Raw genomic sequence first — 21,866 nt, 5'->3', positions numbered from 1 at the left:
ACGCCGACCGTACCGTCACCCGTAGGTCCTCAGCTCGATCGCGCTCGCCGTCTTGCGAATCCCCTTGGCCATCAGGCCCTTCCACGGGAGGTATGGCAGCACCTTGTAGTTCTGCCGGAGGAACCATGCCATGAACCGGTTCTCCGGCACCATCCACTTCCCCACGCCCTCACCGACCCGCTGGCAGCCGGTGGCGTAGTCCCGCATCGCGGCCTCGTACGCCGCGAACCCCGCCTGGTGCGAGCCACCGGCGGCCGCCAGCTCGCCCGCGAGAACGTACGCGCCCACGATCGCGAGCCCGGTGCCCATGCCCGACAGCGGCGACGGGCAGTACGCGGCGTCGCCCAGCAGCACGACCCGCCCGCGCGACCAGGTGTCCATCTTCACCTGGCTGATCGAGTCGAAGTAGAAGTCCGTCGCGGCGTCCATCTCGGCCAGCAGCCGCGGTGTTTCCCAGCCCACGCCCTCGAACGCCGCGGCCACGATCGCCTTCTGCTGCGCGATGTCCCGCCGGTCGTACGTCAGGTCCGACGACCCGAAGTAGAACATCGCCTTGGCTTCGGTGTTCGCCCGCGCGGAGTAGCTCCCGACCAGCTTGCCCGGCGTGCTGTACGCGAGCCCGGAGTAGTCGAGATCGAGCAGGTTCGGCGTGGTGAAGATCGCGCAGTGCAGGCCGAGGTTGCGCACGAAGTCCGACTCCGGCCCGAACGCCAGCCGCCGTACGTTCGAGTGCAGCCCGTCCGCACCGACCACCACCGCGAACCGCCGCCGCTCCGAACGTTCGAACTCCACCCACACACCAGTCTCGTCCTCGGACAGCGCGGTGATCGAGTCGTCGAAGATGTACTCCACAGAGTCCTTGGTCAGGTCGTGGAGAATCTGTGCCAGGTCGCCGCGCAGGATCTCCACATCGCCGCTGAACAGGTCCTCCGGCATCGTGGCCAGCTGCTTGCCCTCGGCGTTGACGTACGCCGTCGCGCCCATGTGCGTCGCGGCCTGCTTGATCTCGTCGAGGATCCCCATCCGCTCCAGCACGTACAGGTGCGCCGAGCCGCGGAAGTCGACCGCGTAGCCGCCGTCCCGCAGAGCCGGCGCCCGCTCGACGATCGTGGGGTTGAAGCCGTGGCGCCGCAGCCAGTACGCCAGGGCCGGGCCGGCAACGCTCGCGCCCGAGATCAGGATGTTCTTGCTGGTGTCGGTGTTCATGCCGGTGAGCCTGTCCGGACGGGCTCACCGGGAGCTCACCGCTCGCTCACCACAGGCCGTCGCGCGGTGAGCTCTCGATCGCCTCGCTGGACAGGCCGGCCAGCCGGAGCACTTCGCCCGGGCCGAGCCGCGCGCCGGTCTGGTACGCGCTGCGGTACGACGACGCGCCCAGCGCCGCTTCGATGCGGGCAGCCAGCTCGGGCTCGTCGGGGGCATCGACCGCGCGCAGTGCCCGGGCACCACCGAGCAGCATCGCGGCCTTGGTCTGCTCGCCGTCGGTGAGTGCCAGGCTCGCCAGTCCTTCGAACGCCCCGGCCGCGAGCACCAGCGGCCCGGCGTGGACGGCCAGCTCGACTGCCTCGAGGTAACGGCTGCGAGCTTCGTCCACGTCGCCGGAGGTCTCGGCCAGCTTGCCGAGGCCGATCGCGGCGCTGACCTGGTGACCGATGCCGCGTACCCAGTGCGGCTCGAGCCCGTTCAGCGCGGCCTCGTAGAGGTCACGAGCCGCCGACCGATCCCCTTCCAGCCGGGCGATGTCGGCCAGCCCGCGCAGCGCCGCGGCGTGGAACGTCGAGCTGCCGGCCGCCCGGGCGACCTCCGCGGCTCGCTCGTAGTCGGCTCGCGCGCCTACGTGATCCTTCGTACGCAGGCGGAAGTCGCCGCGGTTGCACAGCAGGTCGGCGACGTCCTCGCCACCGCCGATCTGCTCGCAGAGGACGAGAGCCTCGTCGGCGTACGCGATCGCGGCGAGCCGGTCGTCGCACACGTCGGCGAGGCCGGCCAGTGCGTCCAGCGCGAGCGCGGTGCCCCAGCGGTCACCCTGCGCCCGGAATCCCTCCAGCGACAGGCGAAACTCCCGCTCGGCCTCGGCGAACTCACCACCGGCCAGGTGCGGATAGCCCCAGATCAGGTGTGCGGCAGCGCGCTCCCACGGGTCGGCGCTCGCCTGGCCGCGCCGGATCACGGTGAGCGCGACCTCGGGATTTCCCTCGCTGGCGTTGACCATCGGCCAGAGGAACGTCAGGACCGGATAGCGGCGCGGCTGGTCCAGGCTGGTCACGGCGGCCTCCGCGGATGCCCGGTGGCGGTCCCAGATCGACCGCCCGGTCGCGCTGGGAGCGACGGCCAGCGCGCACAGGACGTACTCCTCCGCGAGCTCGGCCGGCAGCTGTTCGCCCACCTGGTCCAGCAACGCGACGGCATGCTCCATCGCCTGCGTCCGCATTCCGCGCATCCAGAGGTAGGTGGACATCGCGCCGTGCAGGCGCAGCCCGAGCTCGACGGCGCCCCCGTCGACCGCGCGGCGCAACGCGGCCTGCAGGTTCGAGTGCTCACCGGCGAGCGTGGCCAGCCAGGTCAGCTGCTCCTCGCCGCGGAGGTACGGGTCGGCCTCCTGAGCCAGCGTGAGGTAGTACTCCGCGTGTGCTCGTCGATACGCGGCCGCCTCCCCCGCCTGCTCCAGCTGCTCCGACCCGTACGCGTGGATCGTCTCGAGCATGCGGTAGCGCCCGTTCACCAGCTCCAGCAGGGACTTGTCGACCAGGGAGTCCAGCAGATCCTCCGGATCGGGGAGGCCGCAGACCTGCTCGGCGGCGGCCGCGGTCGCTCCGCCCACGAACACCGTGAGCCGCCTGGCCAGCGCGCGTTCGGCCTCCGGCAGCAGGTCCCAGCTCCAGGCGACGACGCCGCGCAACGTGCGGTGCCGTTCGCCGGCCGTACGACTGCCCTTGGACAGCAGGCGAAACCGGTCGTCGAGCCGGCGGGCCATCTCGGCCAGGTCGTACGTACGCGCCCGCGCGGCCGCGAGCTCGATCGCCAGCGGCAGCCGGTCGACCGCCTCGCAGATCCGCTCGGCGAGGCCCGTCTCCCCGGCGGACAGGTCGAAACCGGGACGTACGGCGGTCGCGCGTTCGGTGAAGAGCTGGACGGCGGCGGACAGCTCGAGCGGTCGTACCGGCCAGACGTGCTCGCCGGTGAGGCCGAGCGGCTCGCGGCCGGTCGCCAGTACGCGCAGCTTCGGGCAGCCGGCCAGCAGCCGGTCCGCGAGCTCCGCGGCCGCGGCGACGACGTGTTCGCAGTTGTCGAGTACGAGCAGCAGCGGCCGGTCGCTCAGCGCGGTGAGCAGGCGCTCGACGGCCGTGACGGCGGGCAGGCCCGCTTGCAGGCCACCGCTCTCCCGCAGGCCGAGCGCGGACAGCACGGCCTGCGGCAGGTCGGAGCCGTCGCGCAACGGAGCCAGCTCCACCAGGCAGGCATCGGGCGCCCGGCTCGCGACCTCGATCGACAGCCGGGTCTTGCCGGAACCTCCGGGACCGAACAGCGTGACCAGCCGGGTGGTACCGAGCAACTCGGCGACCTTCGCCAGGTCCTCCGCCCGGCCGACGAAGCTCGTCAACTGGGCCGGCAGCGATCGCGGCTGGTGCGGCTGGTCGCCGCGCAGCAGCGCCTGATGGATGGCGGCCAGCTCTTCGGATGGATCGGTGCCGAGCTCATCTGCCAGCAGGCGGCGGATCTCCTCGTACGCGACGAGCGCCTCGGCCGGTCTGCCGTCGGCGTGCAGCGCGCGCATGAGCAGGCCGCGCAACCGTTCGCGCAGAGGGTGCTGGGCGGCCAGGTCCTGGAGCTCGGGTACGACCGCGCGGTGCTCCCCCACCAACAGGTCGGCCTCGATCCGGTCCTCGAGCGCGCCGAGGCGGCGTTCGTCCAGCCGGGTGATCCAGGCCTGGACCGACGGCGCCTCGGTGGCGTCGGCGAGGGCGGCGCCGCGCCACAGCGCGAGGGCCTCGCGGAGCAGTCCGGCCGCGAGCCTGTGGTCTCCGCGCCGGAGCGCCTCCCGGCCCTGGTCGGCGAACTGCTCGAAGCGATGCGCGTCCACGGCTTCGGGGTCGACGGCCAGGCGGTAGCCGGCGGCGGTGCGTTCGATCGGCGCGGTGTCTCCGAGCAGCCGGCGCAGGCGGGAGACCTGGGACTGCAGCGCGTGGCCCGCGTCGGACGGCGGGCCGGCGCCGTACAGGTCGTCGATCAGCGCGTCGGTCGTGACGACGTGGCCGGCCCGGGCGAGCAGCAGCGCCAGCAGGGCTCGCCGGGCCGGGCCGCCGAGCGCGAGCTCGCTGCCGTCGTCGTGCCACACAGAGGTCTCGCCGAGGATCCCGAACCGCACAGCGCTGATTCTGGCCGAAGCTCGCGGCGAGCGCGGCCCCACCTCCTCGAGCCGTGCGCATAGGCTGGGAGCATGGTGTGGTCGCTGCTCGACCCGGCCGGGCTCCTCGCGCTGACCGCGATGGCCGGCCTGCTCGCCATGCTCTTCGTCCGCCTGGCCGCCGGCCGTTCCGCCAGACCCACTCACGGCGGCTCCGGCCCGACCAGCCTGCTCAAGCCGGTGTCGTACGGCTTGGTGCCGGTCGTTCAGCTCAGCCCTGACGCACCCGGCCGCCCGCGTTCCCGAGCCCCTTCCGCGCACTGACGCACTCGCCGTTCTCACTCTCTTCCTTCCGCGCGAAAGGGCTCGTTCATGCTGTCCGTCATCGACTCTGTCGTCGCGCTCGCCGGATCCGGCGTCGCGGCGATCGCCTCGTTCCTCACTCCCCTGCTCGGCGACGGCTCCACGGTCGCCGCGATCATCATCTGCACCGTCGCCGTCCGGCTCCTGCTGATGCCGCTCAGCCGGATGGCCATCCGCAGCGCCAACGCCCAGCGCGCGCTGCGGCCCAAGGAGCTCGAGCTGCGCAAACAGCACGCGAGCAATCCCGGCCGGCTGCTGCGCGAGCTGGCCGACCTGCGCCGCACGCACGGTGTCTCCCAGTTCGCGAGTATCTGGCCGATGCTCGCTCAGGCACCGGTCGTCGCGGTGCTGTACCGGTTGTTCACCGCTCCGATGATCGGAGGAACGACGAACCTGCTGCTCACGCACACGCTGTTCGGCCTGCCGCTGGGCGGGCGGTTCCTGGCCGGCCTGCCCGGCATACTGGTGAGTCCCGACCTGCTGGTCTACCTCGCGGTCTTCGTGTTGATCGCGGTCGTAGCCTGGTGGTCGGCGCGCCTGACCAGGCAGCTGATGCCGCCGCCGGGACCCGAGCTGGAGACGGTTCCCGGTGTCGCGGCCATGACGAAGGTGACACCGTTCCTGGCGTACGGCACACTGCTGGCGGCCGCGTTCGCCCCGCTGGCAGCCGCGCTCTACTTGCTGACGAGCACCGCCTGGAGCACGGTCGAACGCTGGGCTTGGGCGGGTCGTTCCGCCTAACTGCCGGTCCTTCGCGCCAGAATAGGTGCACGCACATCCGTTCGATCTAGGAGTAAATGAGCGCATGGCCCGCCGCAAGAGCACCGCTGAGCCACCCGAGGAGTTCGAGGAGCACATCACCGACATCGACGTCGGTGAGGAGATGCGCAAGAGCTTCCTCGAGTACGCCTATTCGGTGATCTACACGCGCGCCCTGCCCGACGCGCGGGACGGCCTGAAGCCGGTGCAGCGCCGCATCCTCTACACCATGGCGGAGATGAACCTCCGTCCCGACCGCGGGCACGTCAAGTGCGCGCGCGTGGTCGGTGAGGTGATGGGTAAGTTGCACCCCCACGGCGACGGTGCGATCTACGACGCGCTGGTCCGCCTGGTGCAGCCGTGGGCGATGCGGTTGCCACTGATCGACGGGCACGGCAACTTCGGCTCGCTCGACGACGAACCGGCCGCCATGCGTTACTCCGAGTGCCGGATGGCACCCCCTGCGATGGCGATGACCGCCTCGCTCGACGAGGACGTCGTCGACTTCAAGCCCAACTACGACAGCCAGGAGACCGAGCCGTCGGTGCTGCCGGCTGCGTTCCCCAACCTGCTGGTCAACGGCACGACCGGGATCGCGGTCGGCATGGCGACCAACATGGCGCCACACAACCTGGTCGAGGTCGTCCAGGCACTGAAGCACCTGATCAAGCACCCCACCGCCACCGTCGAGTCGCTGATGCGGTTCATCCCCGGGCCGGACCTGCCGAGCGGCGGCAAGATCGTTGGGCTCGACGGCGTCCGCGATGCGTACGAGACCGGCCGGGGCTCGTTCAAGATGCGCTCGACCGCGCGGATCGAGAACGTCACGCCGCGGCGCAAGGGCATCGTGGTGACCGAGCTGCCCTACATGGTCGGGCCCGAGCGCGTGATCGAGCGGATCAAGCAGCTCGTACAGACCAAGAAGCTGCAGGGCATCGCCGACCTCAAGGACCTCACCGACCGCGCGCACGGGCTGCGGCTGGTCATCGAGATCAAGAACGGCTTCCACCCCGAGGCGATCCTCGAGCAGCTCTACAAGGCGACGCCGCTCGAAGAGTCGTTCAACATCAACAACGTCACCCTGGTCGAGGGGCAGCCGCGCACGCTCGGGCTGAAGGAGCTGCTCGACGTCTATCTGCAGCACCGCTACGACGTCACGCGCAGGCGCACGCAGTTCCGGCTCGGCAAGGCGTCCGACCGGCTGCACCTCGTCGAGGGTCTGCTGATCGCGATCATCGACATCGACGAAGTGATCCAGATCGTGCGTTCCAGCGACGACGCGTCGATCGCCAAGGAACGCCTGATGAGCGTGTTCGATCTGTCCGAGGTGCAGGCGCAGTACATCCTCGACATGCAGCTGCGGCGGCTGACCAAGTTCTCCCGGATCGAGCTGGAGAAGGAGCAGTCGGAGCTGCAGCGCACGATCGACGAGCTACGCGCGATCCTCGAAGACGAGAACCTCCTGAAGAAGCTGGTGTCCGACGAGCTGACCGACGTGGTGAAGTCGTTCGGCACGCCGCGCAGGACCGTGTTGCTGGAGTCGGCCGGGCAGGCCGTCACGGCCGCGGTGCCGCTGGAGGTCGCCGACGATCCGTGCTGGGCGCTGCTGTCCTCGACGGGCCTGCTGGCGCGCACTGCCGGGTCCGATCGGCCGTCGGGCTCTGGTGACCGGGCCAAGCACGACGTGCTGGCCTCGGGCGTTCCGGCGACGGCCCGCGGACAGATCGGGCTGGTGACCAGCCGCGGACGGCTGATCCGGCTCAACGTCCTCGACCTGCCGTCGCTGCCGCCGACCGCCAACGCGCCCAACCTGCAGGGCGGCGCGCCGGTGTCGGAGTTCGTGTCGCTCGAGGCGGGCGAGCGCCCGCTGTGCCTGACGACGCTCGAGGCCGAGTCGCTGGGGCTTGCCCTGGGCACGGCGACCGGTGTGGTGAAGCGGGTCCGGCCCGAGCACCTCACCAACCGCGACGACTGGGAAGTGATCGCGCTCGAGGGCTCCGACGAGGTGGTGGGCGCGGTCGAGCTGCGTACGGGCGAGGAAGACCTGGTCTTCATCACCTCCGACGCGCAGCTGCTGCACTTCCCGGCCTCGGTGGTGCGGCCGCAGGGCCGCTCGGCCGGCGGCATGGCGGGCATCCGCCTTGCGTCGGGTGCTCGCGTGGTCTTCTTCGGCGCGATCGACTCGACGCGCGTGGTGTCGGTGGTGACGGTGTCGGGCTCGTCGTCCGCGCTGCCGGGCACCGACGCGGGCTCGGTGAAGGTCACGCCCTACGACGAATACCCCGCCAAGGGCCGCGCGACGGCCGGCGTCCGCTGCCACCGCTTCCTGCGTGGAGAGGACGGCCTGATCTTCGCCTGGGCCGGGCCGGCACCTGCCAAGGCGTCGGCGGCCAGTGGCGCACCGATCGAACTACCGGGAGCCACCGGCAAGCGCGACGGCTCCGGCACACCCGCGGCCCAGCCGATCGCCGCGGTCTCGGGATCGCTCGGCTAGACCTGCCCGCGCCGTCCGCGGCCGGGCAGCTCCGGCGCTCTCGTTTCGGATGGGTGTGCCCTGCACGCGACACGTTCGCATGAAGGGCTCCCCATCCGACGACGCCAGCCGGCGGCAGGCCGCTACAGCGCGCGCAGGCCCCGCAGCGCGATCTCGGCGGCGCGGCGGGTGTCGGCGATCGTGTCCTGTTCCGAGCGGCCCAGCTCGTAGCTCGCCATGCCGGCCGCCTGGACGGCACCCATCAGGGCGCCCACGGCCGAGGCCGCGCTGATCGGGTCCAGCTGGTTCGGGAACGCCTTCGCCAGCGCCTCCGCCATCTTCCGCTGCATGTCGAACATGATGTGCAGGCTCCGCGCCTGCAGCGCCGGAACCGTCATCACCAGCCGGGCGTAGGTCTCCGTCACTTCCGGGTCGCCGCCCATCGGCCAGTGCGCCAGGTAGCTCTCGAGAATCCGGTCGAACGTGCGTGACAGCAGGTCGGCGGCGCTCTCGCCCGGCACCGGCTCGGCCATCACGTCGAACGCGTAGTCGTAGTACGACAGGGACTCGGCGAAGACCACGTCCTCCTTGGCCGGGAAGTGGTTGAAGAACGTCTTCTTCGCCACGTCCGCCTCGGCCGCGATCTGCGTGATCGTCGTCTCGTCGTACCCCTGCTCCTTGAACAGCCGGAACGCCGTGTTGATCAGCAGCTGCCGGGTCTGGAGCCGCTTGCGCTCGCGCCGGTTGATCTCCTGCATGTCGCACAGATTACATTACGACTATCGATAGTCCAGTTGCATTAATACACCTGGTGTACTCAAATAGAGGCCATGGATCGATCGAACGGCCGGCTACGCCGGCTCGCCCCACCGGTCGGGCTGGTCCTGCTCGCCCCGCTGGTGGCCGAGTTCCTGATGGGCAACATCACGCTCACCTACCTCATCGCCCTCCCCCTGATCGCTCTGCTGTACGGCGGCGGCGCCCTGCTCATCCGCGAGTACGCCCGCCGCACCGGCCGCGGCTGGCCGACGATGCTCGGACTCGCCCTGGCGTACGGCATGCTCGAGGAGACCTTCGTCACCCAGACTCTCTTCAACCAGAACTGGGCGGGCTTCCGGATCCTCGACTACGGCTACGTTTCCGGGCTCGGTCTGGGGCTGCCGTGGACGCTGTTCATGGTCGGAGTCCACACCGTCTGGAGCATCAGCGTTCCGATCGCCCTGGCCGAGACGATCGCCCGTGAACGGCGAACGACGCCGTGGCTCGGCAAGGTCGGGTTCGGTGTGACCGCGGTCTTGTTCACGCTGACGATCGTCGGCGACTCGATCCTCACAGCCACCAGAGAGGGCGTCGCCAGTGTGACCCAGCTCGTCGTCGCCGCTGTGATCGTCGCCGTGATCGCCACGATCGCGTTACGGCTTCCCAGGCCCGGCCGACTTCAGCCCGCCGCCGGCAGGGTGCCGTCGCCGTGGCTCGCCTGCGGTTTCGCCGCGGCTGCCGGAGCAGCGTTCGTTCTCCTGTACGCGGCCGACCCCACCGGTCTCTCGCCATGGCTTGCGGCGCTACGGATACCCGCCTGGGTCAACGTGGTCGCCAACCTCGCGCTGTTCGCGATCACGATCACCGTCGTGACCCGCTGGTCTCGCCGGCCGGACTGGTCGCAGGCGCACATTCTCGCGCTCGCCGGAGGTGCCTTGCTCACCTACGCCTGGCACTCGTTCCCGTGGCGCTCCCTGGACGACGCCGGCCTGGTCCTGGACCTGGCGAGCAACACGGTCTTCACGGCCGGCGCGATCGCCCTGCTCGCTTACGCGGCGCGCCGCGTAAGCGAGCCACACAGCCTCACACCTACGCACTGAGAGGAACGCTCACCAGAGATGTCCGAGACCGCCACACCGATCCATCTGCCCACCGAACGGACGGCGGGCTGCCCGTTCGACCCGCCCGCGGAGCTTGCCCGGCTACGCGAGGAGAGCCCTGTCGTCCCGATGGTCTATCCCGACGGCCACGTCGGCTGGTTCGTGACGCCGCACGCCCTGGTCCGCGAAGTGCTGGCCGATCCGCGGTTCAGCCGTCGCGCCGAGCTGACGCACAATCCGCTGGCCGGTACACCACTACAGCCGGCGCCGCCCGGCATCTTCACCGCGATGGACCCGCCCGAGCACACCCGATACCGGCGGCAGCTCACCGGCCAGTTCACGGTCCGGCGGATGCGGCAGCTCACCGGCCAGGTCGAGCAGATCGCCACCGAGCACCTGGACGCGATGGAGGAGCATGGCCCGCCAGCAGACCTCGTGACGGCGTTCGCGCAGCCGATCCCCGGCCTCGTGATCAGCGAGCTGCTGGGCGTGCCCTCGTCCGAGCGTGCCCGCTTCCAGGACGCCATGCGGGACATGCTGCGGCTCGACACGTCGCTCGAGGAGAAGATGGCGACGTTCGCCGAGGTCCAGCGGTACATGTACGACCTGGTGCTCGCCAAGCGCGCCGAGCCCACCGACGACCTGCTCAGCGGGCTCATCAGCGAAGGCGACCTCACCGACGAGGAGCTGGCGGCGATCGGCAGCGTCCTGATCGGCGCCGGGTTCGACACCACCGCCAACATGCTGGCGCTGGGTGCGTACGCGCTGATCAGCCGGCCGGACCAGCTCGCGGCGTTCCAGACGGCGATCGGCAATCCGGCCGCGGTCGGTCACGCCGTCGAGGAGCTGATGCGTTATCTGACGATCGTTCCGATGACGATGCGCACCGCACTCGAGGACGTCGAACTCGGTGGGCAGGTGATCAAGGCCGGGCAGACCGTCACGGTGTCGCTCCAGGCCGCCAACCGGGACGGGGCACACTTCGGCAACCCCGACACGCTCGGCCTGGAGCAGACGGTGCACGGCCACGTGGGGTTCGGGCACGGCATCCACCAGTGCCTGGGTCAGCAGCTGGCGAGGGTCGAGATGCAGGTCGGATTCTCGGCTCTGTTCAGCCGGTTCCCGGCCTTGCGGCTGGCGGTGCCGCCGGAGGAGGTGCCGATGCGCGACGACATGGCGATCTACGGCGTGCACCGGCTCCCGGTCACCTGGGACTGAGGTACGCGAGTCATGCGACGCCGGGCGGGCCGGCCGCGATCCGTTCGCGCAGCTCGTCCGGCGTCACCTCCGAGCCGTCGCTGAACCACCACGTCACGCCGGCGGCGGCGTACTCCTCGGCCAGCCCGGCCGACCACTCGATCCCTTGCGACCAGACCGCCAGGTCACCGTCGGCACGACCACCAGCCGACACGAAGTCCGCGCGGATCCCCGGCAACTCCTCGGGCCTGGGTGGCCGGAAGTCGTTCCCGGGGTCGCGGATCAGCGGGAACAGGCCGTCGGCTCCCAGCGCACCCCGCACCCGCGTCTTTCGCGGCCAGAACCCACTCGTCCACACAGGTACGTCGACCGCCCCGAACGCAGCACCCGACACGCTGTAGTGGTTTCCGGCGTGATCGACGACACCTCCCCCGAGCAACCGGCGCAGCAGGGCGGCGGCTTCGTCGAAGCGTGAGCCGAGCTTCCCGGCGGGCTCGCCGAACATCGTGTAATCGGCCGGCGTACCCGCGCCCAGACCGAGGACGAGCCGTCCACCGGACAGAGCCTGCAGCGTGCCGGCCTCCAGCGCCAGCGTCCACGGTCGCCGGTGCGGCAGCGGCACGACCATCGGACCCAGCCGGATCGTCGCGGTGGCCTGCGCGATCGCCGCCAGCACGACCCAGGGATCGGCCACAGGAGGGAGCTCACGCCCCTGTGGAACTGTCACGTCGTAGATGAAGAACCCGTCCCAGCCGGCGGTCTCGGCCGAGATCGCCAGATCGCGCAGGACGAGCGGATCACCGTATGGGCCGTAGGAGGGAACGTAGACACCGAAGCGCATGTAGAAGGCAACCTCGGACTCGAAGCGACCTATTCCGGACGCCGATTTGCGCGAACCGCGCATCACGATGGACTCTTATTGCGCATTTAACGCAACAGCAATAACCTGACCGGCGGACATGCCCAGATCACGCAGGTCCGTCTAAGGAGTTCCACTGATGCATATCCCGATCAAGCGCACCGTCGAGCGGATCCCCGGCGGCATGATGATCGTTCCGCTGTTCGCCGGTGCCGTGATCGCCACCGCCTGGCCCGGCGCGGGTGAATACTTCGGCTCGTTCACGGGTGCGCTGTTCTCCGGCGCGATGCCGATTCTCGCGGTGTTCTACGTCTGCATGGGCGCGACGATCGAGCTTCGCTCCACGCCGTACATCGCCAAGAAGGGCGGTGCGCTCTTCCTCGCCAAGGTCGTCATCGGCGTCGCGATGGGCCTGATCTTCGGCCGCCTCCTCGGCGAGCTGCCGGTCGACGGCGGCCTGTTCGCGGGCCTGTCGACGCTCGCGGTCGTCGCTGCGCTGAACGACACCAACGGCGGCCTCTACATGGCGCTGATGGGCCAGTTCGGCAAGTCGCGCGACGTGGCGGCGTACTCGATCATGAGCATCGAGTCCGGCCCGTTCCTCACGATGGTCACGCTCGGCGTCGCCGGGCTGTCGGCGTTCCCGTGGCAGACGCTGGTCGGCGCGATCCTGCCGCTCGCGCTCGGCATCGCGCTCGGCAACCTCGACAAGGACCTGCGCGAGTTCCTCGGTCGCGCGGTGCCCGTGATGATCCCGTTCTTCGCGTTCGCGCTCGGTGCGGGAATCAACCTGCTGAACGTCTGGCACGCCGGGCTGCTCGGCATCCTGCTCGGCTTCGGCGTGGTGATCGTCAGCGGTACGGTCCTGGTCATCGCCGACAAGCTGACCGGCGGCAACGGCGTCGCGGGCCTGGCCGCCGCCACGACCGCGGGCAACGCCGCCGCCGTGCCGGCCATCGTCGCCGACGCGAACCCCGTCTACGCCAAGGCCGCCGAGCAGGCGACGATCCTGGTCGCCGCCAGCGTGGTGGTGACCGCGATCCTGACGCCGCTGGTCACGGCCTGGTGGGCCGCCCGGGTCGGCCGCCACCGCCGGACGGATGAGGATCCGGAGCCGTCGAAGCCCGCGGAGTCCGCCGCTCCTGCCCCGGCGGCCCGGCCATGACGCACGTCGCGGTCGTCGCCGACGATCTGACGGGAGCGGCCGACGCCGGTGTCGGCTTCCTGCGCGCCGGTCTGTCCGCGACCGTCACCTGGACCGGCGACCTGCCGGTGGACCGGCCGGACGTACTCGCGATCGACACCGCCACCCGGCGGCTCGACGCGGAACAAGCCGCGGCGACCTGCGGACACGTGGTCGCGGGGCTGCGAGCCGCCGGCGTCCCCACGCTCTACAAGAAGATCGACTCCACGCTGCGCGGGCAGGTCGGCGCCGAGGTGGCCGTGGCGCTCGACGCCTGGCACGAGGGCGCGGCGGCGATCGTGGCACCGGCGTTCCCCGCGACCGGGCGGACCACGATCGGCGGCCGGCAGTACGTCAACGGTGCCGACCTCGGCCCGGTCACCGACCTGCTGCGCCGGGCCGGGCTGAAGACTGCGCTCGCCACCCTCGAGGACGTCCGCGCGGGCTCGCTCGATCGCCTGCTGGCATCCGGTGCGCGGGCCGTCGTGCTCGACGCCGAGACCGACGACGACCTGCGTACGATCGCCGAAGCCGGCGCTCGCACGGACGCGCCGGTCGTCTGGGCCGGCTCCGCCGGTCTGGCCCACCACCTGCCACCCGTCCTCGGTCTCGCCGGGAACGCACCGGAGCCCAGCCCCGCCGCTCACCTGGCACCCGGCCCGGCGCTGATCGCGGTCGGCAGCGTGAGTCCGATCGCACGCAAGCAGGCGGCCGACCTGGTGGCGTCCGGCGTCGTGCACATCGGTATTCCGGTGCCCGTGCTCGCCGGCACCGACCGATCAGCCTGGACCAGCCTCGCGCTCCGGATCTCCGGGCTGCTCGGCCGCGGCCGCGACGTCGTCGTCACGATCGACGCCGAGGGCCGCGAAGGCGTCGACGACGAACGGCTCACCCAGGCGCTCGGCCAGCTCGTCCGGCCGTGCGCGGACCAGGCCGGCGCACTGATCGCCACCGGTGGCGACACCGCCGCCGGGATCCTTTCTGCCTGGGACATCACCGCGCTCCGGCTGGTCGACGAGCTGGAGCCGGGTGTACCCCTGTCGGCCGGCGTACGGTCCGAGCGCGAGATCCCCGTTGTCACCAAGGCCGGAGCGTTCGGCGACACCGGCACGCTGACGACCGCCCGTGCCAAACTCAGGAAGATCACCGAGGGAGCGAGATGAATCGACCAATCATCGCCGTCACGATGGGCGACGCGGCCGGCATCGGGCCGGAGGTGGTGGTCAAGGCGCTGGCCCGTCCGGAGGCCTACCGCGCCTACCGCCCGTTCGTCATCGGCGACGCCGGCCGGCTCGCGAAGGCCGCGAAGATCACCGGTGCCGCCGTCCAGATCCGCCAGGTGCCTGGTCCGCACGAGGCGAGCTACCAGCCCGGCGCGATCGACTGCGTAGACCTCGGGCTGATTCCGGACGACCTGCCGTTCGGCGAGCTCTCCCCCGTCGCGGGCGACGCCGCGTTCCGCTACGTCGAACGCGCCGTCGAGCTCGCCGTCGCCGGCGAGGTCGACGCGATCTGCACGGCGCCGCTCAACAAGGAGGCGCTGCATGCCGGCGGGCACGTCTACCCCGGGCACACCGAGATCCTCGCGGCCCTCACCGGTACGCCGGAGGTCTCGATGATGCTGTCCGCGCCGAAGCTCCGCGTAATCCACTGCACGACCCACATCGGGCTGATCGACGCGATCGAGAAGATCGACGCCCCGCTGGTCGAACGTACGATCCGGCGCGCGCACGAGACGCTGGTGAAGTCCGGCATCGCGGAGCCGCGGATCGCCGTGTGCGGCATCAACCCGCACGCGGGCGAGAACGGCCTGTTCGGCCGCGGTGAGGAGGAGTCGAAGGTCGCGCCCGGTGTGGCCGCGGCGCGCGCCGCCGGCATCGACGCGCAGGGTCCGCTGCCGTCCGACACGGTCTTCTTCCGCGCGGTGCGCGGCGACTTCGACATCGTGGTCGCGATGTACCACGACCAGGGTCACAACCCCGTCAAGGTGCTCGGGCTCGAGGCCGGCGTGAACATCACGGTCGGGCTCCCGGTGATCCGGACGTCGGTCGATCACGGCACCGCGTTCGACATCGCCGGCACCGGCGAAGCTGACGAGCGCAGCCTGCTGGAGGCGCTGCGGCAGGCCGCCGAGCTGGCGCCGGAGCGAGCGGAGTAGAGCCGTGCGTACGAAGACCAGCGAGCGGCTCGACCGGATCCACGAACTCGTCGTCGCGGGCGAGTCGCGCGTCGAGGAGCTCAGCCGCCGGCTGGGCGTCTCGGCCTCGACGGTCCGCCGCGACCTGGGCCGGCTGACCGAGCAGGGCCGGATCGCGCGTACGTACGGCGGCGCGATGCTGGCGCCGCACCGGCCGGAGCCCTCGCTGCGCGAACGTACGCACGTCGCGCCGGAGGCCAAGGACGCGATCGCCCGGACGGCGGCCGCGTTCGTGTGCGACGACGACACGATCCTGCTCGATGCCGGCACCACCACCGGGCTGCTGGCCCATCACCTGCGCGGGCGGACCGGCCTGCGCGTCGTGACCAACGGGCTCACGCCGGCGTCGGAGCTGATGCGGGCCGAGGGCGTGGAGCTGATCTGGGTCGGCGGCACGTTCCGGCGGATCAGCGAGAGCACGGTGGGTCCGCTGGCCGAGCAGACCGTCCGCAGGATCACCGCGGATCGCGTGTTCCTGGGCGCCGACGGCCTGGTCGCCGGGCGCGGGATCTGCGAGGCCGACCTGGCGCAGACGTCGCTGAAGTCGCTGATGGCCGAGCAAGCCCGTGAGATCTACGTCCTGGCCGACTCCAGCAAGCTCGGCCGGGCACCGTTCCACGCCTGGACGCCGCTGGAACGGCCATGGACGCTGGTCACCGACGCGAGCGCGACGCCGGAGCAGCTGGCACCGTTCGACGCCGACCACCTGGTCGACGTGGTGGTCGCCGAGGACTGAGCGGCTGTTTCTTCGGGGAGTCAGTCGTGCGTGCGCAGACCCTCGTACAGCAGGTCGAGCATCCGGCCCGCCCGCTCGCGATCCGCCGTGGCCGCGGCCATCGCGATGCCGCTCAACGTCAGCAGCACGTCTTCCGGATCGATGCCGGGCCGGGTGGCGCCCGCCGCGGCGGTGGCCGAAAGCAGCACCTCCATCGCGGCACCGAGGCGTTCGCGGCTCTGGGCGTACGGGTTGCCGCCCGCGGTGACCACGGCCTTGATCGCCTCGCTCATGCCGACCTTGGTCGACACGTAGTCCATGAAGCGATCCATCCAGCCGCGCAGCGCGCGGTCCGGCGGCAGGGAGCCGAGCAGCTCGGGCGCGGCCTCGCACACGGCGTCCAGCTCCGAACGGTAGGCGGCCTCGATCAGGGCCTCTCGGGTCGGGAAGTGCCGGTAGATCGTCCCGACGCCGACGCCGGCGGCCTTCGCGATGTCGACGAACGAGACGTCTGGTCCACGTTCGACGAACAGCTTGGACGCGGCGGCGAGCAGGCTCACCCGGTTGCGCAGCGCGTCCGCACGAAGCCCGCGTTCGCTGGTCTGAGACATATCCGGAAATCCCTCCGATTTCTATAGTAGAGCGCGTGACCAGCGCGATCGCTCCTGTCCCACCCGGAACCTGGCCGACGCCGGTCGAGCCGCCGCCACGGCTCGCCGCCGTCGCCCGGACTCGGCCCGGGCGACCTGCCCGTCAAGCGCGGCGACCTCACCGGGCTCGGCGGCGGAGGCAACAAGGTATGCAAGCTGGAGTGGTTGCGCTCGGCCCCGGCGCGACGACGGCCGGCCTGGTCGCAGCCGCCCGCCGCGGCGAGCTAGCGCCAGGTACCGTGCTGGTCCGCACCGGTGGGCTGCCCGGCGTGTTCGGCCACCCCGAAGTGCTCGCCTACGCCGACACCTTGCCGGCCTGACTCGCCGCTCAGCCGGCGGCGGTCCGCTCCCAGTCCTCGGGCGGACCGGCCAGGATCTCGGCGCCCAGGTCCGTGACCAGAGCGGCGGCCGTCGCGTCGACCGCGTTTCCGTGCAGCGCGATGTGCACGTTGCCGACGGCCGGATGCTGGACGAGGTGGAGCGCGGTCCGCCTGTCGCGTGGGCAGTAGATCTGCTCGTGCCACTCGGAGTCCGGGCGGATGTCCATCACCTCGGCCACCCAGCCGGCCCGCATCATCCAGAACAGCAGGTCGTCCGGGTCGTCGTAGGGCGTGCTGAGCCAGGTGACCGGCCGGGGCACGGCCCGATCTGGAATGCCCGCGCGCACCGTGACGTGCCGCGACTCACCCGCCGCCGGCTGGATCGGCTCGGCGGGCCGCAGGATCTCCTCCAGCTCGCGTTCCGGCTGCTCCCGCATCACCACCGGCGGATGCCTGAGCTCGGAGGCGACCAGCCGTGCGTACTCGGCGGCCGCCTGGACCTCCTCGTCGTCGTGGTCGAGTGCGCGCTGCAGGAGATCGAGCGTCTCCTGGCCGGGGTTGGCGCCACCGCACGCCATCAGCAGCGCGACCAGCGCCTCGGGCGTGTCCTCGTACGTGCCCTCCAGCTGGCCGCGCAGCATCTGCTCGCTCCACGCCGGCATCGCGGCCCCGATCGCGTCGCGCACACCGGTCGCGTGCTCTGCCGAGTCCGCCCAGACGAACATCGCCTTGACGCCGGCCTCGTCGCACAGCACGTCCATCAGCAGGTTGTCGCCGGAGGTGTACACCGTCGCGGAGGTCTCGCCGCCGAAGCCGCCGTAGCCGTACTCCTCGAACCTCAGGCCGGTCGCCTCCGCGATCGCGGCCAGCAACGCCTCGTCGACCTCGGCTTCGAGCTTGACGACGAGCGCGCAACGGTACGGCCCGCCCTCCACGGCCTGCAGCATCCATCCACCACCCATGAGAAGGGAAAGATGTGACAGGCTAGCGACGTGCGTCGACCTCTCCGTACCGGGTTGTGCCTGCTGTTGTGCTGCCTCACGCTCGTCGCCGCGGGCTGTAGCGACGACCAGCCCAAGGACCCCAAAGCGATCCTGACGGCCGCCAAGCAGAAGCTGGACGAGGCCCAGACACTCCACTTCGAGGTGGCCGGCGCCGACCTGCCGGAGAGCGGCTCGTATCTCGTCAGCGCCACCGGCTCGGCGAAACGACCCAGCTCGTTCTCCGGGAGCTTCCGGCTCGCGCTGGGGGGGCTCGCCGCCACCGTCCAGGTCGTGTCGATCGACGGCACGCTGTACGCCAAGCTGCCGTTGCGCGACACCTTCACCAAGACCGACCCCGAGCGGCTCGGCGTGACCGATCCCGCCGACCTGCTCAGCCCGGAGAAAGGGCTGTCGTCGTTCATCACCGCGGCCAAACAGCCGCAGAACAAGGGGCAGTCGCGGGCCGGCAAGGAAGTCCTGACCCAGATCACGGCGACGTTGCCGGCCAGCGTGGTCGGCCGGTTCCTGCTGGTCGCCAACCAGAAGGGCACGATCCAGACGACGTTCTACGTCGAGTCCGGAAGCAGCCAGCTGCGCAAGGCGACGTTCCGCGGCCCGTTCTACGACGAGAAGACGATCAGCACGTACACCGTCACACTCGACCGGTACGGCGAGCCGGTCGAGATCAAAGCACCGGCCCAATGAGCGTTCTCACCGAGGGGCGCGGCCGGCTCGCCCTTGCCTGCTTAGGTGTTCTGCTCGCGGCGGCCGACACCTATGTCGTCGTGCTCGCGCTGCCCGACATGATGACCGGCGTCGGGCTCGACGTCGACCAGATGCAGCGGGCGGCGCCGATCATCTCCGGCTTCCTGCTCGGCTACATCGCGATGCTGCCGCTGATCGGCCGGCTCTCGGACCTGTTCGGGCGGTCGCCCGTCCTGGTCGGATCGCTGCTGCTGTTCGCGTTCGGCTCGTTGATCACCGCGGGCGCGCACGACCTCAGCGAGGTCGTCAGCGGGCGGTTCCTGCAAGGCGTCGGCGGTGGCGGGCTGGTGCCGGCGACGCTCGCGCTGGTCGCCGACCTGTGGCCGCCGGGGCGGCGTGGGCTTCCGCTCGGCGTTGTCGGCGCGGTGCAGGAGCTCGGGAGCGTACTCGGTCCGTTGTTCGGCGCCGCGATCCTGATCTGGGCCGACTGGCGCGCGATCTTCTGGATCAACCTGGCCTGCGGCCTGCTGCTCGCCGCGGGGTTCGTCCGCAAGCGCACGCGGATCCGTGACGTACCCGGCCTGCTGCTGCTCGTGCTCGCGCTGGCCGGGTTCGCGCTCGACCTGATCGAGCCGCGGCAACTGGTCGAGGACGTCACGCTGGGGTTGGCGTTCGTACCGTTCGACTGGACGTGGATCAACTCCCGGGTCGCGACACCGATCGGGATCGCCTGGCTGCTGTTGCTCGTGGCGTTCGTCGTACGCGAGCTGACCGCTGCGCGGCCGTTGCTGCCGTTGCGGCGGATCCCGGGGGTGTTCAAGTCGGCGGACTTCGTCGGCGCGCTGCTGCTCGGGCTCGCGCTTGGCGGCGTGGTCGTGACGTTCGCGGTCGCCGACCCGCAGACCGAGGTGCTCTCCCCCGCCGGGCCGTGGCTGCTGGCCGGCTCGGCGGTCGCGCTGGCGCTGTTCGTCGTACGCGAGCGCCGGGCGAAGGTGTCGCTGATCCCGCACGGCGCGCTGCGGGCGAAGGCGGCCTGGGGCTCGCTCGTCATCAGCTTCTTCGTCGGGTCCGCGCTGATCGCGGCGCTGGTCGACGTACCGGTGTTCGCCCGCGCGACGATCTACCCCGACTCGCAACTGGGCGCGGCGTTCGTACTCGTCCGGTTCCTGGTGGCGTTGCCGGTCGGCGCGCTGCTCGGCGGCTGGCTGACCCGGCGGCTGCCGGCCGGCCCGATCACCGGCGTGGCGATGCTGCTGTCGGCGGGCGCGTTCGGCGTGATGACCGGCTGGGACCAGCAGGCCCTGCACGGCTGGGGCGCCGACGTGGTGCTCGTGGTGTGCGGGCTGGGCTTCGGACTCGCGATCGCGCCTGTCAACGCCGCCCTGCTCGCGGCCACGCCTTCGGACGCGCACGGCGTGGGAAGCGCGCTGCTGGTGGTGGCGCGGATGGTCGGCATGCTGGTCGGGCTGTCGGCGCTGACGGCGGTGGGCCTGCGCCGGTTCTTCGAGTACAACGCGAAGATCCCCGCGCCGGACGAGCTCTGCCCGCGTTCGCCGGCGTCCTGCCCGGCCTACAGCGACGCGATCCGGGAGGCCGCGCTCGTCCAGATCCACACGATCTTCGCCGGCGCCGCGGTGTGCGCCGCGGCGGCCGGCGTGATCGCGCTCATCGTTCTGGGGGTAGCTCGGGTTCCTCGGACAGCTGAGCCGCATCGAACTCCGCCACCCGGCGACCGTGCGTCAGCCACGTGACGAACCACAGCGCGATGCCGATCAGGACGAGCACACCGGCGATCTGGTACTGGATGACGTCGCGACCGGAGAACGGCAGCGCGAGGTAGCCGCAGCAGATCACGCCGAGGATCGGGAGGATCGTCGGTGCCCTGAAGTGCCGGTGCTCCACAGGGTGCCTGCGCAGCACGAGGACGGCGATGTTGACGAGCGTGAAGACCGCGAGCAGGAGCAGCGACGTGGTGCCGCCGAGCGCCGACAGCGCGCTGGCGTCGCCGATCTTGGCGAACGTGCCGTAGGCCGCCAGCCCGATCGCCAGGACGGTCGTGAAGATGATCGCGACCCAGGGCGTACGCCGGAACGGGTGCACCGAGCCGAGCGAGCGCGGGATGATCCGTTCGTTGGCCATGCCGTAGACGAGCCGCGAGGCCATCATCATGTTGATCAGTGCGGAGTTCATCACGGCGAACAGCGCGATGAACGCGAACAGCTGGAGCGGGAACCACGACGCGCCGGTCTTCACGACCTCCAGCAGCGGGCCGGTGGAGTCCTTGAGCTTGTCGATCGGGACCAGCGTCGTGGAGAAGAACGCGACCAGGATGTAGATGACGCCGGTGATCGAGATGCCGAGGAACAACGCCTTCGGGAACGTCTTCTGCGGGTTGTGGGTCTCCTCGGCCATGTTGACCGAGTCCTCGAAGCCGACCATCGCGAAGAACGCCAGCGCGGCGCCGCTGATGATCAGTCCGAGCGCGTTGCCGTTCGAGCTGAACTCGAACGCCACGCCCGCGTCGCCCTTGCCCTCGGCGAACCCTGCGACGCCCGCACCGATCACGATCAGCAGGCCGGTGAGCTCGATGCTCGTGAGCACGACGTTCAGCTTGACCGACTCGGAGACACCGCGGAAGTTGATCAGCGCGAGCACGATCAGGAAGATCACCGCGACGACGATGACCGGCGCGGAGAAGAACTGGCTGAGGTAGTCGCCGCCGAACGCTCGCGCCGCTGCCGCGGCCGAGGTGAGGCCGGAGCACATCACCGTGAAGGCCACCAGGAACGTCAGGAAACGGATGTTGAACGCCCGCTGGGTGTAGAGCGCGGCGCCCGCGGCCTGGGGGTACTTGCCGACCAGCTCGAGGTAGGACGTCGCGGTGAACATCGCGACGACGAACGACAGGGCGAACGACGTCCAGGCCGCTCCGCCGACCTCGCCGGCCACCTGGCCGGTCAGGGCGTAGATGCCCGTACCGAGAATGTCGCCGACGATGAAGAACAGAAGCAGCTTCGGGCCGATGACGCGCTTGAGCTCGGGTTGGCCGCTCGGCGCGGCTGCGGCCTTCACAGAGTCGGACATGTGGCTCCTTCCCGTACAGTCGCGCGGTGCTTGTCCAGCCCCCGCGGTTTGCGGCCTGCGGCCGCGGCTCCCCCGCTCCTTCCAGCCCAGAGTCCCCCGTCGAATGCGCTACGTAAACCCCTCAAAGTGATCATTTCGTAAGTCTCACGACGGGTGCCCGGCTGCCGGTGAGGT

The 21,866-nt window shown here is 70.6% G+C and carries 19 protein-coding genes; 12 read left to right on the top strand and 7 right to left on the bottom strand.

The features are described from left to right. Positions 1-15 precede the first annotated feature (15 nt). Both ACYVF6_RS22375 and ACYVF6_RS22370 read right to left on the bottom strand, forming a co-directional pair. A complete protein-coding gene (locus ACYVF6_RS22375) occupies positions 16-1,206 on the bottom strand; it encodes a Rossmann-fold NAD(P)-binding domain-containing protein (protein ID WP_460524391.1) in 1,191 nt (396 codons plus the stop codon). A gap of 46 nt (positions 1,207-1,252) precedes the next feature. Continuing rightward, a complete protein-coding gene (locus ACYVF6_RS22370; RefSeq protein WP_460524389.1) occupies positions 1,253-4,366 on the bottom strand; it encodes a BTAD domain-containing putative transcriptional regulator in 3,114 nt (1,037 codons plus the stop codon). 72 nt (positions 4,367-4,438) lie between these two features. Here ACYVF6_RS22370 and ACYVF6_RS22365 point away from each other — a divergent pair, with 72 nt between their 5' ends. From ACYVF6_RS22365 to ACYVF6_RS22355, 3 genes are all read left to right on the top strand, one after another. Then, on the top strand, positions 4,439-4,669 hold the full coding sequence (locus tag ACYVF6_RS22365) for a DUF6412 domain-containing protein (RefSeq protein WP_460524387.1): 231 nt from the start codon (positions 4,439-4,441) through the stop codon (positions 4,667-4,669). Positions 4,670-4,717: 48 nt separating this feature from the next. Continuing rightward, a complete protein-coding gene (yidC, locus tag ACYVF6_RS22360) occupies positions 4,718-5,449 on the top strand; it encodes a membrane protein insertase YidC (protein ID WP_460524385.1) in 732 nt (243 codons plus the stop codon). Between the two features lie 64 nt (positions 5,450-5,513). Next, a complete protein-coding gene (locus ACYVF6_RS22355) occupies positions 5,514-7,961 on the top strand; it encodes a DNA gyrase/topoisomerase IV subunit A (protein WP_460524383.1) in 2,448 nt (815 codons plus the stop codon). A gap of 122 nt (positions 7,962-8,083) precedes the next feature. On the opposite strand, the gene ACYVF6_RS22350 is transcribed toward ACYVF6_RS22355, so the two are convergent. Next, on the bottom strand, positions 8,084-8,698 hold the full coding sequence (locus tag ACYVF6_RS22350) for a TetR/AcrR family transcriptional regulator (RefSeq protein ID WP_460524381.1): 615 nt from the start codon (positions 8,696-8,698) through the stop codon (positions 8,084-8,086). A gap of 72 nt (positions 8,699-8,770) precedes the next feature. Between ACYVF6_RS22350 and ACYVF6_RS22345 the strand changes: the two genes are divergently transcribed. Then, on the top strand, positions 8,771-9,799 hold the full coding sequence (locus ACYVF6_RS22345) for a hypothetical protein (protein WP_460524379.1): 1,029 nt from the start codon (positions 8,771-8,773) through the stop codon (positions 9,797-9,799). An 18-nt stretch (positions 9,800-9,817) separates the two neighbouring features. Further along, on the top strand, positions 9,818-11,017 hold the full coding sequence (locus ACYVF6_RS22340) for a cytochrome P450 (protein WP_460524377.1): 1,200 nt from the start codon (positions 9,818-9,820) through the stop codon (positions 11,015-11,017). Positions 11,018-11,027: 10 nt separating this feature from the next. Here ACYVF6_RS22340 and ACYVF6_RS22335 read toward each other — a convergent pair whose 3' ends face one another. Further along, positions 11,028-11,837 carry an LLM class flavin-dependent oxidoreductase gene (locus ACYVF6_RS22335; RefSeq protein ID WP_460524375.1) on the bottom strand — a complete coding sequence of 270 codons (810 nt, stop codon included), beginning with the start codon at positions 11,835-11,837 and terminating at the stop codon, positions 11,028-11,030. Between the two features lie 157 nt (positions 11,838-11,994). Here ACYVF6_RS22335 and ACYVF6_RS22330 point away from each other — a divergent pair, with 157 nt between their 5' ends. The 4 genes from ACYVF6_RS22330 to ACYVF6_RS22315 are packed head-to-tail and all read left to right on the top strand — an operon-like array spanning position 11,995 to position 15,971. Then, positions 11,995-13,020: a 2-keto-3-deoxygluconate permease gene (locus ACYVF6_RS22330; protein ID WP_460524373.1), complete on the top strand. Its 1,026-nt coding sequence runs from the start codon at positions 11,995-11,997 to the stop codon at positions 13,018-13,020. After that, positions 13,017-14,201 (top strand): four-carbon acid sugar kinase family protein, encoded by a 1,185-nt coding sequence (locus ACYVF6_RS22325; protein ID WP_460524371.1) that lies wholly within the window; start codon positions 13,017-13,019, stop codon positions 14,199-14,201. Before ACYVF6_RS22330 ends, ACYVF6_RS22325 begins: the two co-directional genes overlap by 4 nt. Then, positions 14,198-15,196, top strand: coding sequence for a PdxA family dehydrogenase (gene pdxA / locus ACYVF6_RS22320; RefSeq protein ID WP_460524369.1), 999 nt, complete (start codon positions 14,198-14,200; stop codon positions 15,194-15,196). The genes ACYVF6_RS22325 and pdxA overlap by 4 nt, the downstream gene beginning before the upstream one ends. Before the next feature lie 4 nt (positions 15,197-15,200). Next, complete coding sequence (locus ACYVF6_RS22315) at positions 15,201-15,971, top strand: DeoR/GlpR family DNA-binding transcription regulator (RefSeq protein ID WP_460524367.1); 771 nt, start codon at positions 15,201-15,203, stop codon at positions 15,969-15,971. A gap of 20 nt (positions 15,972-15,991) precedes the next feature. On the opposite strand, the gene ACYVF6_RS22310 is transcribed toward ACYVF6_RS22315, so the two are convergent. Then, the gene (locus ACYVF6_RS22310; protein WP_460524365.1) at positions 15,992-16,561 is read right to left on the bottom strand and encodes a TetR/AcrR family transcriptional regulator; all 570 of its coding nucleotides are present in this window, start codon (positions 16,559-16,561) and stop codon (positions 15,992-15,994) included. A gap of 188 nt (positions 16,562-16,749) precedes the next feature. On the opposite strand from ACYVF6_RS22310, the gene ACYVF6_RS22305 reads away from it, so the two are divergent. Continuing rightward, positions 16,750-16,920 carry a hypothetical protein gene (locus ACYVF6_RS22305; protein ID WP_460524363.1) on the top strand — a complete coding sequence of 57 codons (171 nt, stop codon included), beginning with the start codon at positions 16,750-16,752 and terminating at the stop codon, positions 16,918-16,920. Between the two features lie 8 nt (positions 16,921-16,928). On the opposite strand, the gene ACYVF6_RS22300 is transcribed toward ACYVF6_RS22305, so the two are convergent. Then, the gene (locus tag ACYVF6_RS22300) at positions 16,929-17,867 is read right to left on the bottom strand and encodes a hypothetical protein (RefSeq protein ID WP_460524361.1); all 939 of its coding nucleotides are present in this window, start codon (positions 17,865-17,867) and stop codon (positions 16,929-16,931) included. 45 nt (positions 17,868-17,912) lie between these two features. On the opposite strand from ACYVF6_RS22300, the gene ACYVF6_RS22295 reads away from it, so the two are divergent. Both ACYVF6_RS22295 and ACYVF6_RS22290 read left to right on the top strand, forming a co-directional pair. After that, positions 17,913-18,608, top strand: coding sequence for an LppX_LprAFG lipoprotein (locus ACYVF6_RS22295; protein WP_460524359.1), 696 nt, complete (start codon positions 17,913-17,915; stop codon positions 18,606-18,608). Continuing rightward, the gene (locus tag ACYVF6_RS22290; RefSeq protein WP_460524357.1) at positions 18,605-20,359 is read left to right on the top strand and encodes an MFS transporter; all 1,755 of its coding nucleotides are present in this window, start codon (positions 18,605-18,607) and stop codon (positions 20,357-20,359) included. Before ACYVF6_RS22295 ends, ACYVF6_RS22290 begins: the two co-directional genes overlap by 4 nt. Here ACYVF6_RS22290 and ACYVF6_RS22285 read toward each other — a convergent pair. Then, on the bottom strand, positions 20,274-21,692 hold the full coding sequence (locus ACYVF6_RS22285; RefSeq protein WP_460524355.1) for an APC family permease: 1,419 nt from the start codon (positions 21,690-21,692) through the stop codon (positions 20,274-20,276). The genes ACYVF6_RS22290 and ACYVF6_RS22285 overlap by 86 nt on opposite strands. Positions 21,693-21,866: the final 174 nt, after the last annotated feature.

This window comes from Flindersiella endophytica (genome assembly GCF_054779015.1).
Note: the sequence above shows the minus strand (reverse complement) of the source record. Positions and strands in the feature narration are given on the sequence as shown.